The 13,148-nt window shown below is 47.0% G+C and carries 12 protein-coding genes; all 12 read left to right on the forward strand.

Annotated features, from left to right (window positions below):
* The first annotated feature begins 53 nt into the window (after positions 1–53).
* The 12 genes from ACF8EG_RS09375 (at position 54) to ACF8EG_RS09430 (ending at position 13,131) form a co-directional block, all read left to right on the forward strand.
* The gene (locus ACF8EG_RS09375; RefSeq protein ID WP_017449072.1) at positions 54–818 is read left to right on the forward strand and encodes a DUF3450 domain-containing protein; all 765 of its coding nucleotides are present in this window, start codon (positions 54–56) and stop codon (positions 816–818) included.
* A gap of 3 nt (positions 819–821) precedes the next feature.
* Positions 822–2,183: a MotA/TolQ/ExbB proton channel family protein gene (locus ACF8EG_RS09380; protein WP_069506360.1), complete on the forward strand. Its 1,362-nt coding sequence runs from the start codon at positions 822–824 to the stop codon at positions 2,181–2,183.
* A 9-nt stretch (positions 2,184–2,192) separates the two neighbouring features.
* On the forward strand, positions 2,193–2,720 hold the full coding sequence (locus ACF8EG_RS09385) for a MotA/TolQ/ExbB proton channel family protein (RefSeq protein WP_005458945.1): 528 nt from the start codon (positions 2,193–2,195) through the stop codon (positions 2,718–2,720).
* A gap of 25 nt (positions 2,721–2,745) precedes the next feature.
* On the forward strand, positions 2,746–3,153 hold the full coding sequence (locus tag ACF8EG_RS09390) for a biopolymer transporter ExbD (protein ID WP_005458951.1): 408 nt from the start codon (positions 2,746–2,748) through the stop codon (positions 3,151–3,153).
* Positions 3,154–3,157: 4 nt separating this feature from the next.
* Positions 3,158–3,790, forward strand: a complete 633-nt coding sequence (locus ACF8EG_RS09395) for an energy transducer TonB (RefSeq protein WP_024700318.1) — start codon at positions 3,158–3,160, stop codon at positions 3,788–3,790.
* Between the two features lie 9 nt (positions 3,791–3,799).
* The gene (locus ACF8EG_RS09400) at positions 3,800–5,023 is read left to right on the forward strand and encodes a lipopolysaccharide assembly protein LapB (RefSeq protein WP_021448982.1); all 1,224 of its coding nucleotides are present in this window, start codon (positions 3,800–3,802) and stop codon (positions 5,021–5,023) included.
* Positions 5,024–5,328: 305 nt separating this feature from the next.
* A complete protein-coding gene (gmk, locus tag ACF8EG_RS09405) occupies positions 5,329–5,952 on the forward strand; it encodes a guanylate kinase (protein ID WP_005496750.1) in 624 nt (207 codons plus the stop codon).
* A 181-nt stretch (positions 5,953–6,133) separates the two neighbouring features.
* On the forward strand, positions 6,134–6,406 hold the full coding sequence (gene rpoZ / locus ACF8EG_RS09410) for a DNA-directed RNA polymerase subunit omega (protein WP_005379346.1): 273 nt from the start codon (positions 6,134–6,136) through the stop codon (positions 6,404–6,406).
* A 39-nt stretch (positions 6,407–6,445) separates the two neighbouring features.
* Complete coding sequence (spoT, locus tag ACF8EG_RS09415; RefSeq protein ID WP_005459012.1) at positions 6,446–8,566, forward strand: bifunctional GTP diphosphokinase/guanosine-3',5'-bis pyrophosphate 3'-pyrophosphohydrolase; 2,121 nt, start codon at positions 6,446–6,448, stop codon at positions 8,564–8,566.
* Between the two features lie 57 nt (positions 8,567–8,623).
* Positions 8,624–9,307 carry a tRNA (guanosine(18)-2'-O)-methyltransferase TrmH gene (gene trmH, locus ACF8EG_RS09420; protein ID WP_005478720.1) on the forward strand — a complete coding sequence of 228 codons (684 nt, stop codon included), beginning with the start codon at positions 8,624–8,626 and terminating at the stop codon, positions 9,305–9,307.
* 118 nt (positions 9,308–9,425) lie between these two features.
* A complete protein-coding gene (gene recG / locus ACF8EG_RS09425; protein WP_025533997.1) occupies positions 9,426–11,507 on the forward strand; it encodes an ATP-dependent DNA helicase RecG in 2,082 nt (693 codons plus the stop codon).
* Between the two features lie 232 nt (positions 11,508–11,739).
* Positions 11,740–13,131 carry a uracil-xanthine permease family protein gene (locus ACF8EG_RS09430; RefSeq protein ID WP_005459007.1) on the forward strand — a complete coding sequence of 464 codons (1,392 nt, stop codon included), beginning with the start codon at positions 11,740–11,742 and terminating at the stop codon, positions 13,129–13,131.
* Positions 13,132–13,148: the final 17 nt, after the last annotated feature.

A 13,148-nucleotide genomic window follows, 5' to 3' on the forward strand; every position in this document is an offset into this window, starting at 1 on the left:
GCGCGGATTTTCCGCGCCCTTTTGACTGACTTAAACACTGACAAGGATGCACCATGAAATTCAAGGAATTTGGTCTCAGTGCCATTGCTACAGCATTACTTGCTATAGGTAGCAACGCCGTTGCTGCCGACTCCGGCACCGTAGTTTCAACCCAAGCAAAATCGAATCAATCCTCTGAAGCTTCTCAGCAAAAAATCGATACTTACGCTGAAAGCACAGAAGGTATGTTGGCAGAATATAAGGGCTTACTTCGTCAAATCGATAGTATGAAAGTCTACAACGAGCAAATTAATCGAATGGTTCAATCGCAACAAGGCGAACTGGACTCATTGAATAACCAAATTGCTCAAATCGATCAAACGGCAACAGAAGTTGTTCCTCTAACACTAAAAATGATCGATGCGCTAGATGAGTTCGTTACACTCGATTTGCCTTTCCAAAAAGAAGAACGCAACAAACGCGTTCAAGAGTTACGCCGCCTGATGGATCGCGCAGACGTAACGACTTCTGAGAAATTCCGTAAAGTGATGGAAGCGTACCAAATTGAAGAAGGCTTCTCTCGCTCAATTGAGTCTTACAAAGCGAGCTTAGATCGTAACGGCGAAATCGTAACGTACGATTTCTTACGTATTGGTCGCACAGCACTTCTATTCCAATCTCCAGACGGCGGTGAAACAGGTATGTGGAACCAACAAACACGTCAATGGGAGACACTACCTGAAAGCTACCGTATTGCGGTACAGCAAGGCCTTCGTATTGCGAAGAAGCAAGCGCCACCAGCGCTAATCAAATTGCCTGTATTTGCTGGGGAGGAATAAGAGATGAAAGGATTCAAAACTCTAGCCGCTGGTCTACTAGCCAGCTTATTTATGGTTTCTGGCGTTCAAGCTGAAACCCCACAAACACTTTCTGAACTACTAAAAAACGTAAAATCAGAAAGCATTGTTGAATCAAAAGAAAACAAAGAACGCGAAGCTGTGTTCAAACGCGATCGTGACCAACAAGCCGTATTACTGCAACAAGCGCGCGATGAGCTTGCCGCACAACAAGCACTGGGTGATCAGCTAAAAGCAACGTTCGACGAAAACGACAAACAACTGACTGAACTAACCGAAACACTGCGTGTTCGTTCAGGTACTCTAGGTGAGATGTTTGGTGTAGTTCGTCAGTACGCAGGTGAATTTAAAGGCCTATTTGCAGCTTCACAAAACGCCGTTCAGTTCCCAGAGCGTGATGCGCTGCTAACTAAATTAGCAGAAAGTAAAGAACTACCATCAACTCAAGAGCTAGAAGCATTCTGGCACACTATTCTTCAACAAGTTGTCGTATCTGGTGATACATCAACAACACAAGCAACGGTTGTTTACGGTGAAGGTAAAGAAGCCGTTCGCGACGTAACGCTAGTAGGTGAATTTAACGCAATTGCAGATGGCAAATACGTCATTTACGTACCTCAAACTGGCAAGTTCGAAGAACTATCACGTCAGCCAAGCAAGAACATCACAAGCCAAGTGGCTGGTTTTGAATCAGCAAAAGGCAATTATGAGCCGCTATTCCTTGATCCATCTCGTGGCGTAATTCTATCGCTACTAGTACAGAGCCCTACCGTTCAGGAGCGTATTGACCAAGGCGGTATCGTTGGTTACGTCATCCTAGCAATGGGCGCTGTTGGTGTCATCATCGCGCTATTGTGCTTCCTACGCCTTCAGATCATCGGTGGCAAAATGCGTAAACAGGCGAAATCAGACACAGTTATCCCTGGCAACCCTCTGGGTGAAGTTATCCAAGCTTACCAAGATCACAAGGGCGACAACCTTGAAGATCTGGAAGCGAAGTTGGACGAAATCATCCTACGCAATGCACCAAGCATTGAACGCTTTATCAGCTCAATCAAACTGTTTGCTTCTGTAGCACCACTACTGGGTCTACTAGGTACAGTAATGGGTATGATCGGTACCTTCCAGGCAATCACGCTATTTGGTACCGGCGATCCGAAACTAATGGCTGGCGGTATTTCTGAAGCATTGGTAACCACCATGCTAGGTCTGGTTGTCGCAATTCCTCTACTGTTCCTTTACACCATCGTACACAGTAAAGGTCGTCGTTTGGTTCAAACTCTTGAAGAACAGAGTGCAGGTTTCATCGCTCGCTATCAGGAAAAACTACATAAAGCCGAAAGCTAAGGAGGCGTTATGTGGTGGTTAGTTGGAGAACTTGAATCAATTAGGCGCTTCTTGGGAATGGGTGGCGATGTACTCGTCGCTATCTTCATCCTCAGCTTCATGTTGTGGGCAGTGTTGCTAGAACGCTGGTTCTACTTTGCCGCCGTCGCTCCAAGAGCCGCGAAAAAAGCCGTGACTCTTTGGAGTGAGCGTTCAGAACATCAAAGCTGGAACGCAAAGATGATCCGACAAGAAATTGTATCTCGTCAGGATATTGAGAATAAAAAGGGGCTACCAATCGTCAAAGTACTGATTGCGCTTTGTCCCCTACTTGGCCTGCTCGGCACCGTAGTCGGCATGATCCAAGTATTCGACATCTTAGCGGTAACCGGAACAGGAAGCCCTCGAGCAATGGCCTCGGGGATCTCAAAGGCAACAATCCCAACTTTAGCCGGGATGGTGGCTTCTCTGTCAGGACTGTTCTTTAGTTCACGTCTTGATCATTTAGCCAAAGTCACAACGCAAAAGCTGGAAGATAAGTTAAAGCATATTGCCTGAGTAAATGGAATTAGAGGTATAGGTCATGAAAAGACGCTATAGCAGTGATAGCAGTGACGAAACAGCTATCGATATGACACCGATGCTCGACATCGTATTCATCATGTTGATCTTCTTTATCGTAACAACATCGTTCGTTAAAGAAGCAGGTTTGGAAGTAAACCGCCCAACAGCAAGCTCAGCACAAACCGTGAAGAAAGGGAACATTATGGTTGCCATCGGTGCCGCTGGAGACGTATGGGTTGATAAACGACGCATTGAAGTCGACGCTGTTCGCGCCAACATCGAACGTCTTCGCGCAGAAAGCCCTGATGGCGCTGTTGTTATCCAAGCGGATACCGAGGCCAATGCAGGGGTAGTCGTGAAGGTTATGGACCAGATTAAGATGGCAGGTGTCGAAAGCATCTCCATTGCCGCAACGAATAAGGATTAAGCTTATGCGGTATCTGGCCTCAATTGCACTGGCGCTCATTGTCTCCCTCGGATTGTTCTGGGGGATGGACAAGCTGGTAAACAAAGAGCGCCACGAGCTAGTGTCGAATGATGATCAGCGTATGGTCGATTTCATTCGCATTAAACCGGACGAAAAAGTACAGGAGAAAAAACGCGAACTCCCGAAACCTCCACCACCTAAGCGTCCGCCGCCGCCACCAGAAATGAAGGTGACGTCGACAGTAAAACCGGTGATGGACCAAGTTCCAATGGATATGCCAAAACTCGATCTACCAGTTAACGTCACTGGTGGCTCAGTTCTCGGTCACTATAGCCAAGGTGGCGGAGCTCAAATGGTCGGAAGTGGCGGTCCTACACCACTGGCAACATTCCAACCTCAAATGCCAAGAAAAGCGGCGAAAGCTGGTATAGAAAAAGGCGTCGTATTATTGGAATTTACGGTTAATGCTCGAGGAGCTGTTGAAGACATAAAAGTTCTAAAAGAAACACCTCGCCGATTAGGACTGGGTCAAGCAGCGAGAAAAACCGTATCGAAATGGACATTCAAACCTAAATTGGTTGATGGAAAACCTGTTAGTGCGCGCTTATCGCAAGAAATAGAGTTTTCAACCAACTAAGGAGTCGCTATGAAAAGTTTATGGAAAAGCAGAGTGGCTTCTTTAATTCTCCTTGTTGGGGTGGCATCCGCCGCTCCTTCATTGGCGAAAGAAGCTCCTCAGTTATCAGACCGTACATTTCGTACAGTCAACAAAGTTCAAGAGTTAATCGCAACCGAAAAGTACTCTGCAGCGAAAGAGAAACTCGCTGATGCATTGGACAGCAGCGGTTCAAAGAAATACGACCGAGCTGTGCTATTGCAACAAACTGGTTTTTTATATTCTTTGCAAGACAACTATGTTCAAGCTGCCAAATACTTTGCAGAAGCTTTAAAACTCGACGCGCTGCCAGTACCAGTCGCTCAGCAAGTACGTTATAGCCTAGCGCAATTGTACCTTGCTGAAGAAAAGTACAAGCAATCTGTAAACACGATGAACGAATGGTTCAAAGTCGCAGAGACAACTCAAGAAAAACCTCAAGCTCATGCGTACATCACTCTTGCAAGTGCTTACGTTCAGTTGGAGGACTATCGCAAGGCGATCCCTCCGACAAAGAAAGCGATCGAAATGAGCAAAAATCCAAGTGAATCTTGGTATCTCATCCTCGTCGCATCTCACTACGAGTTGGGGCAACTAAAAAGTGTGGCAAGCGTTTTAAAAACTCTAACTTCGAAGTACCCAGAGAAAAAACGCTACTGGATGCAACTGTCTGGTATTTACATGGAGTTAGGCCAAGAGCGCAATTCTTTAGCGACTCTGGAAATGGTTTACAAAATGGGGAAACTAGAGGGTGAGAAAGAGTATCTTCGCTTTGTAAACTTCTTGGCATATCAAGGAATTCCTTACAAAGCTGCGAAAACTTTAGAAAAGGAAATGGCCGCGGGTAATATCGAGAAGTCCAAAGAGAATTTAGATAGACTAGCAAGTTTTTGGCAACAAGCTAAAGAACTAGACGATTCTATCATCGCTTACAAAAAATCGTATGACATGAATCCTACAGCGAAAACTCAAATTCAGATTGCACGGCTAATGATTCAGGATAAGCAGTACTCTCAAGCAACTCAGTTCACCCGCAATGCTGCATCTAATGCAACTAGGGATCAAAAAGCTGAGCTCGATTATATTCGGGGGATGGCGTATTTTGAACTACAACAACCTGAAAAAGCTTTGCAAGCAATGAAAGGGGCAGCAGAGTCGCCAACATTTAGACCTACAGTGGGCCCTTGGATTAATTTCCTAGAGTCACAAGGGTAAGTCATGCATTTAGCATGGCGCGAAAATTAAGTGTGAGTCAGTCGCACGCCTGGGGAAGTGAAAGCTTCCCCTTTTTTCGTCGTTTTTCAGTTCTCAATCCGTTGTCATTGAAGGGTATGCAAACCAAAAGATCAACTGGTAACCACATAGAGATCATGATACTCTTCGCCTCCATTTTTCTGGCGGGATTATCACCAATCACCATTTCCATAATGGCTGATTCCTTGCCGCCAGTGCTATCGTTATAAGACTGTCGAAACTTTCCTTCGGCACTCAATCAATCCAATCAAAAGTGGAACAGTACAATGGGCAAAGGTACTCTCTATATCGTATCTGCACCTAGCGGCGCAGGTAAATCTAGCTTGATCTCAGCAATGTTGGAACGTAATCCAACATACGCAATGAAAGTGTCTGTGTCTCACACTACTCGCAACATGCGTCCTGGTGAAGAAGACGGTGTCCACTACCACTTCGTCGCAAAAGAAGAGTTTGAAACTCTGATTGCTAAAGGCGACTTCCTAGAATACGCCGAAGTGTTTGGCAACTATTACGGTACGTCTCGCGTATGGATTGAAGAAACGCTAGAGAAAGGCATCGATGTATTCCTAGATATCGACTGGCAAGGTGCTCGCCAAATTCGTGAGCAAATGCCAGAAGCGAAAAGCATCTTCATTCTTCCACCTTCAAACGGTGAGCTTGAACGTCGTTTAAATACTCGTGGTCAAGACAGCGCAGAAGTCATCGCCAAGCGCATGGCTGAAGCAAAATCGGAAATCTCACATTACAGCGAATATGACTACGTCATCGTGAATGATGATTTCGACACAGCATTAATGGACTTTAAAGCTATCCTTCGTGCAGAAAGATTGAAGGAAGAAAAACAAGCTGCTAAATATAAAGGTATGCTTGACGCGTTATTAGCAGAATAGCTCTCACCAAAGAGTCAGTCTGTTTAACCAGAATTTCCGCTACTTTGTATTGTGCAAAGTAGCCATAATAAACAAGAGAGAAAGCCCACACATTGTGGCTTGTCTAATTGCTAGTAAATAAAGTAGTTAGGTTGTATACTTTCTCGTCATTCTAAAATTTAGTTAACTATTTGGAGTCCTCATGGCACGCGTAACTGTTCAAGACGCTGTTGAAAAAGTTGGCAACCGTTTCGACCTAGTACTGATTGCGGCTCGCCGCGCTCGTCAAATGCAAACTGGCGGTAAAGATGCACTAGTGCCAGAAGAGAACGATAAGCCAACGGTTATCGCTCTACGCGAAATCGAAGAAGGTTTAATTACTAAAGAAGTTCTAGACGCTCGTGAACGTCAAGAACAGCAAGAGCAAGAAGCGGCAGAGCTAGCGGCAGTAAGCAGCATCGCTCACAACCGTTAATTCTGTCTTTAGAATTCAACAACCTCCCGGGCCTATAATTTGTATCTATTCGATAGCCTCAAAGACGTTGCCCAAGAATACCTAACAGAGCCTCAAATTGAGGCTCTGCGTCAATCTTATGTGGTAGCGAGAGATGCCCATGAAGGGCAAACCCGCTCTAGCGGTGAACCATACATCATCCACCCTGTCGCTGTGGCTCGTATCTTGGCCGAAATGCGCCTCGATATTGAAACCCTCCAAGCTGCTTTGCTGCATGACGTCATTGAAGACTGTGACGTTACAAAAGAAGATCTCGAAGAGAAATTCGGCAACACCGTCGCTGAGTTGGTTGATGGTGTATCTAAACTGGACAAACTCAAATTCCGTGACAGGAAAGAGGCTCAAGCTGAGAACTTTCGCAAGATGGTTCTGGCAATGGTGCAAGATATCCGCGTTATCCTGATCAAACTGGCTGACCGTACGCACAACATGCGCACGTTAGGTGCACTTCGACCAGACAAAAAACGTCGCATCGCTCGTGAAACATTAGAAATCTATGCCCCATTAGCTCATCGTCTTGGTATTCACAATATCAAAACTGAGTTAGAAGAGCTGGGTTTCGAAGCGCTGTACCCAAACCGTTATCGCGTACTCAAAGAAGTCGTGAGAGCGGCTCGCGGGAATCGCAAAGAGATGATTCAGCGTATTCACAGTGAAATCGAAGGCAGACTGCAAGATGTTGGTTTGAATGCACGCGTCGTAGGTCGTGAAAAGAACCTGTTCTCCATCTACAACAAGATGAAAACCAAAGAACAGCGTTTTCACACCATCATGGATATCTACGCTTTCCGAGTGGTTGTTGATACTGCCGATACTTGTTATCGCGTTCTAGGCCAAGTGCACAGCTTGTATAAGCCGCGCCCAGGTCGCATGAAAGACTACATCGCGGTACCAAAAGCAAACGGCTACCAATCGCTTCACACTTCCATGGTTGGCCCACACGGTGTGCCTGTTGAAGTGCAGATCCGTACTGAAGATATGGATCAAATGGCGGACAAAGGTGTCGCAGCGCACTGGTCTTATAAAGACAAGGGCGATAAGTCGGGCACGACCGCACAAGTGAAAGCGCAGCGTTGGATGCAAAGCTTGCTTGAGCTACAACAAAGTGCCGGTAACTCATTCGAATTCATTGAAAACGTAAAATCGGATCTATTTCCAGATGAGATTTACGTCTTCACACCAAAAGGTCGTATTGTTGAACTGCCACTTGGCGCGACAGCCGTAGATTTTGCTTACGCGGTACATACCGATGTAGGTAATTCCTGTGTTGGTGCTCGTGTTGACCGTAACCCTTACCCACTAAGTAAGGCGCTGAAGAACGGCCAGACAGTAGAAATCATCAGTGCGCCAGGTGCGCGTCCAAATGCCGCTTGGTTGAACTATGTCGTGACTTCTCGCGCTCGCACTAAGATTCGTCAAGTACTGAAAACCATGCGCCGTGAAGAATCCATCACGCTCGGCCGCCGCCTATTGAATCACGCTTTGGGTCGTCACTCGATTGACTCCATCTACCCAGAGAATATTCAAGAAGTACTGACCGATCTGCGCTTAGAAAGCACAGACGATTTGCTCGCAGCAATTGGCTTAGGCGAACTCATGAGTATTGTGATTGCTCGTCGTTTGCTGGGCGATACTGAAGAGCTAACGACAACCAGTTCCATTCCAACCGACTCGAAGAAGAAACTTCCAATTCGTGGCGCGGAAGGTTTGCTGCTGACGTTTGCTAACTGCTGTCACCCAATTCCAGATGACCACATCATTGCGCATGTGTCTCCTGGCCGTGGCTTGGTTGTTCACCGTGAAACGTGTCCAAATGTGCGCGGTTACCAAAAAGAGCCGGACAAATACATGGCCGTTGCGTGGTCTGACGATTACGACAAAGAGTTTATCGCAGAACTGAAAGTAGACATGCTCAACCACCAAGGTGCTCTGGCAGAATTGACCAACGTGATTTCGAAAACAGGCTCCAATATCCATGGCCTGTCGACCGAAGAACGTGATGGCCGACTGTATACTGTCACCGTTCTGCTGACCACCAAAGATCGTGTCCACCTTGCAGGTATCATGCGAAAAATCAAAGCTATGCCGCAGGCGACCCGAGTCAGACGAAGAAAGAACTAAACTCATCGCCACCCACTCACACTGGGTGGCGATTTTTTTATACCCTATTTATTTACTATGAATTTAGAACGTTACCACCGTATCCATCAGGTGCTGAAAGCACGCCAAACCGACCTTACTTTGTGCCTAGAAGAAGTTCACAAACCTAACAACGTCTCTGCCGTTATTCGTACGGCTGACGCCACGGGTTTGCACAAAGTACATGCTATCTGGCCTGATAAAATGCGCACTTTAACCCACACTTCTGCAGGTGCTCGTAACTGGGTTGAAGTAGAAACTCACAACTCGATTGAAACCGCCATTACCGAGCTAAAAGCCCAAGGCATGCAAGTATTGGTGACCAACTTATCGGACACCGCAGTCGATTTTCGTGAAATCGACTACACCAAACCGACCGCAATCATCCTGGGCAGTGAAAAAATTGGCGCGTCTGAACAAGCGAAAAAGCTCGCCGATCAAGACATCATTATCCCAATGATCGGTATGGTGCAGTCTTTGAATGTCTCAGTCGCCAGTGCTGTGATTCTTTACGAAGCACAACGCCAACGTGAAGCGGCAGGCATGTATGATCGAGAAGAAAGCGCACTACCAAAAGAAACCATTCATCGCATCTTATTTGAACGTGGTCACCCAGTGCTTGCCAAAGTAGCGAAACGCAAGAAACTGGAATACCCGCCACTCGACGATGAAGGTCAAATCATCGCAGATGAGGCATGGTGGCAAGAGATGCAAAAAGCTTAAGCTGAAACATAACGTCGAAAGCCCTCGCTTTCTACGCCACTTCTTATAGTTTTTCCTGTACAAAAACACAGCTCAATGGTTAACATACTGCTATGTTAACCATTTTCTTGAGCTTTCTATGTCTGCCCAAATGCTATCTGCTGTTCCTTTAACTTCTCTATCAGGAGTTGGCGCCAAAGTCGCAGAAAAACTCGCTAAAGTCGGCTTGCATAGCGTTCAAGATTTGTTGTTCCACCTGCCTCTACGCTACGAAGATCGCACCCGCATTTATCCTATTGCCAAACTGCACGCAGGCCTTTGGGCTGCAGTACAAGGCAAAGTCATGACCGTCGATACCATTTTTGGTAAACGCAAAATGCTGACAGTCAAAATCAGTGACGGCAATGGCACCATCACGCTGCGTTTTTTCAACTTTACTGCAGCGATGAAGAACAATTTTTCACAGGGTAAGTTAGTACACGCTTACGGAGAAATTAAGCGTGGTGGTATGGGGCTGGAAATTGTGCACCCTGACTACAAATTTTACGCCAGTGAACAAAAGCCAGATGTGGAACAAAGCTTAACCCCGGTTTATCCAACCACAGATGGCCTGCGTCAAATCACCTTACGTAATCTTACTGAGCAAGCATTGGTGCTACTCGATAAAGCAGCAGTGCAAGAATTGCTACCTTCTGGCTTGTATAACCATCAGATTACTATGTCGCAGGCGTTGCACACCATTCATCGCCCGCCGCCAACCATTAATTTAGATGAATTTGATGAAGGTAAGCACCCCGCTCAAATCCGTTTGATCATGGAAGAATTGCTCGCTCAGAACTTGTCGATGTTGGCGGTTCGCAGCAAAGGCCAGCAAGATATCGCCTTACCGCTCGCACCATGTGACAAACTGAAAAAACAGCTGTTGGCGCAACTGCCATTTTCTCCGACCAATGCTCAAGCACGCGTGGTGAAAGAGATTGAATCCGACCTCGAAAAGCCGCATCCAATGATGCGTCTTGTCCAAGGTGACGTAGGCTCAGGGAAAACCCTCGTCGCGGCACTGGCTGCGGTTCGAGCTATCGAGCACGGTTATCAGGTCGCACTAATGGCACCAACTGAGCTGCTCGCCGAACAACACGCCATCAATTTCGCCAACTGGTTTGAAGCCATGGGCATTCAAGTGGGCTGGCTTGCTGGTAAGCTCAAGGGCAAAGCCAAAGAGACGGAACTGGCTCGCATTGCCAGCGGTGAAGCGCAAATGATAGTGGGCACTCACGCCCTCTTCCAAGAACATGTGGAATTTCATCACCTAGCTTTAGTCATCATTGATGAGCAGCACCGCTTCGGCGTCCATCAGCGATTAGAGTTACGTGAGAAAGGGGCAAAACAAGGCGCGTATCCGCATCAGCTCATCATGACGGCGACTCCGATTCCTCGCACGCTAGCAATGACAGCGTATGCTGATTTGGAAACGTCGGTGATAGACGAATTACCACCAGGCCGAACGCCGATTCAAACCGTCGCCATTCCAGATACCAAACGTGACGACATTGTCGAGCGGGTACGAAACGCTTGTCTTAACGAAGGCAAGCAAGCGTATTGGGTGTGTACGCTGATCGATGAATCAGAAGTGTTAGAAGCGCAAGCCGCAGCAGACACCGCTGAAGAGCTGCAGCGCAAACTGCCAGATGTAAAAATTGGCCTAGTTCATGGCCGTATGAAACCCGCCGAAAAGCAAGCTGTCATGCAAGAGTTTAAAGACAACAAGCTCCACCTGCTCGTAGCCACGACGGTGATAGAAGTTGGCGTAGACGTGCCAAACTCTAGCTTGATGATCATCGAAAACCCTGAACGCCTTGGTTTGGCGCAATTACACCAGTTAAGAGGCCGCGTCGGTCGAGGCTCGGTTGCCAGTCACTGTGTCCTGCTGTACCACTCCCCCCTGTCGAAAACCGCGCAAAAACGCCTCGGTGTGCTGCGTGAAAGTAACGATGGCTTTGTTATTGCGCAGAAAGACCTCGAGATCCGCGGGCCCGGCGAATTGTTGGGCACCAAACAAACAGGCTTGGCTGATTTCAAAATTGCCGATTTAGTTCGAGATCAACGCTTAATTCCCGAAGTTCAACGTATTGCACGTCATATTCACGACAATTACCCAACCAATGCAGCCGCCATTATCGATCGCTGGCTAGGCGAGCGTGATATCTACTCCAAGGCGTAAATCTTAAAGCGAGCCAAATGGCTCGTTTTTTAGTGCCGCCACCAATAGCAAACGATTGCTTTTTGGATAAATCTCTCTATAATCGCGCTCAAAATTTCTAGAGTGTGCCTCATCACACTTCACCAACCTGAGTTGACACTGATTAACAGCAATCACAGGTAACGACGTCAACTCCACCCAGCCCTCCCATTCAGCGAGATCTGGGAACACATTGCGACTAGCGAGACAAATCATGACAACTTCAAACCGATCTTCGGAACTGGTCTATCAATTAAATGATCGTCCACCACTGCCACAAACGATTTTTGCTGCACTTCAGCATTTATTGGCGATGTTCGTTGCGGTGATTACACCTTCATTAATCATTTGCCAATCTTTGGGCGTTCCGGCCGATCAAACCAACACCATTATCAGCATGTCGCTGTTTGCATCTGGTGTTTCTTCCTTTATCCAAATCCGTACCTTTGGCCCTGTCGGATCCGGCTTGCTATCGGTGCAAGGCACCAGCTTTAACTTTTTGGGTCCAATCATCGGTGCGGGTTTATCACTCAAAGCAGGTGGCGCGGACATCAGCACCATGATGGCGGCGATTTTCGGTACGATTTTAGTCGCCTCTTTTGCCGAGATTTTACTGTCTCGTGTGCTTGAGCATGCACGTCGCATCATCACACCTCTCGTCTCTGGCATTGTCGTAACTCTGATTGGCCTGACGCTGATCCAAGTCGGCTTGGTTTCTATGGGTGGTGGCTATGCTGCAATGGGCGACGGTACTTTTGGTAGCTTAGACAAACTGGCGCTCGCTGGTACCGTACTTGGGTTAATTGTGATTTTGAATCGTTCTAAAAACCCATACATTCGCGTGGCTTCGATCGTGATTGCCATGCTAGTTGGCTATGTAATGGCATACTTCATGGGTATGGTCGACACCTCAAAATTGGGGGAAACCAACCTCGTTGCACTACCGATTCCGATGCAGTACGGCTTGTCATTTGACTGGTCACTATTTATCCCTCTCGTGCTGATTTTCTTTATCACGGCGTTGGAAGCGATCGGCGACATTACCGCAACGTCTGAAGTATCTGGCGAGCCTGTTAAAGGCCCTATTTACATGAAGCGCATCAAAGGTGGGGTATTAGCGGACGGTCTGAACTCGGCTATCGCTGCGGTATTCAACAGCTTTCCAAACTCTACCTTCAGTCAAAACAACGGCATTATCATGCTAACGGGCGTCGCAAGCCGTTACGTGGGTTACTTTATCTCGGGCATGTTAGTGATTCTTGGTCTATTCCCGGGCGTGGCCAGTTTTGTTCAGCTGATCCCAGAACCTGTACTTGGTGGTGCAACTATCGTGATGTTCGGTACCATTGCCGCTGCAGGCGTGCGTATTATCTCGCGTGTTGACCTCGACCGCCGCGCAATTCTGATTATGGCGTTGTCATTCTCGATGGGGTTAGGTATCGCTCAGAAACCTGAGATTCTGCAGTTTATGCCTGAGTTTATTAAAAGCATCTTCTCAACTGGTGTGGCTGCTGGCGGTATCACCGCGATACTGCTGAACTTGTTGCTTCCAGAAAAACTGACAGAAGAAGATGAACTTGTCGCTCAAGAAGTGAAAGAATCTTAATACTTGTACTTAGAAAC

The organism is Vibrio sp. YQ_11 (genome assembly GCF_043103065.1).
Classification (GTDB): Bacteria; Pseudomonadota; Gammaproteobacteria; order Enterobacterales; family Vibrionaceae; genus Vibrio; species Vibrio parahaemolyticus.

Excerpts from the sequence above, each read along its gene's own strand:
- ACF8EG_RS09375 (WP_017449072.1), top strand. The coding sequence starts at position 54 with ATGAAATTCAAGGAATTTGGTCTCAGTGCCATTGCTACAGCATTACTT.
- ACF8EG_RS09380 (WP_069506360.1), top strand. The coding sequence starts at position 822 with ATGAAAGGATTCAAAACTCTAGCCGCTGGTCTACTAGCCAGCTTATTT.
- ACF8EG_RS09385 (WP_005458945.1), top strand. The coding sequence starts at position 2,193 with ATGTGGTGGTTAGTTGGAGAACTTGAATCAATTAGGCGCTTCTTGGGA.
- ACF8EG_RS09390 (WP_005458951.1), top strand. The coding sequence starts at position 2,746 with ATGAAAAGACGCTATAGCAGTGATAGCAGTGACGAAACAGCTATCGAT.
- ACF8EG_RS09395 (WP_024700318.1), top strand. The coding sequence starts at position 3,158 with ATGCGGTATCTGGCCTCAATTGCACTGGCGCTCATTGTCTCCCTCGGA.
- ACF8EG_RS09400 (WP_021448982.1), top strand. The coding sequence starts at position 3,800 with ATGAAAAGTTTATGGAAAAGCAGAGTGGCTTCTTTAATTCTCCTTGTT.
- gmk (WP_005496750.1), top strand. The coding sequence starts at position 5,329 with ATGGGCAAAGGTACTCTCTATATCGTATCTGCACCTAGCGGCGCAGGT.
- rpoZ (WP_005379346.1), top strand. The coding sequence starts at position 6,134 with ATGGCACGCGTAACTGTTCAAGACGCTGTTGAAAAAGTTGGCAACCGT.
- trmH (WP_005478720.1), top strand. The coding sequence starts at position 8,624 with ATGAATTTAGAACGTTACCACCGTATCCATCAGGTGCTGAAAGCACGC.
- recG (WP_025533997.1), top strand. The coding sequence starts at position 9,426 with ATGTCTGCCCAAATGCTATCTGCTGTTCCTTTAACTTCTCTATCAGGA.
- ACF8EG_RS09430 (WP_005459007.1), top strand. The coding sequence starts at position 11,740 with ATGACAACTTCAAACCGATCTTCGGAACTGGTCTATCAATTAAATGAT.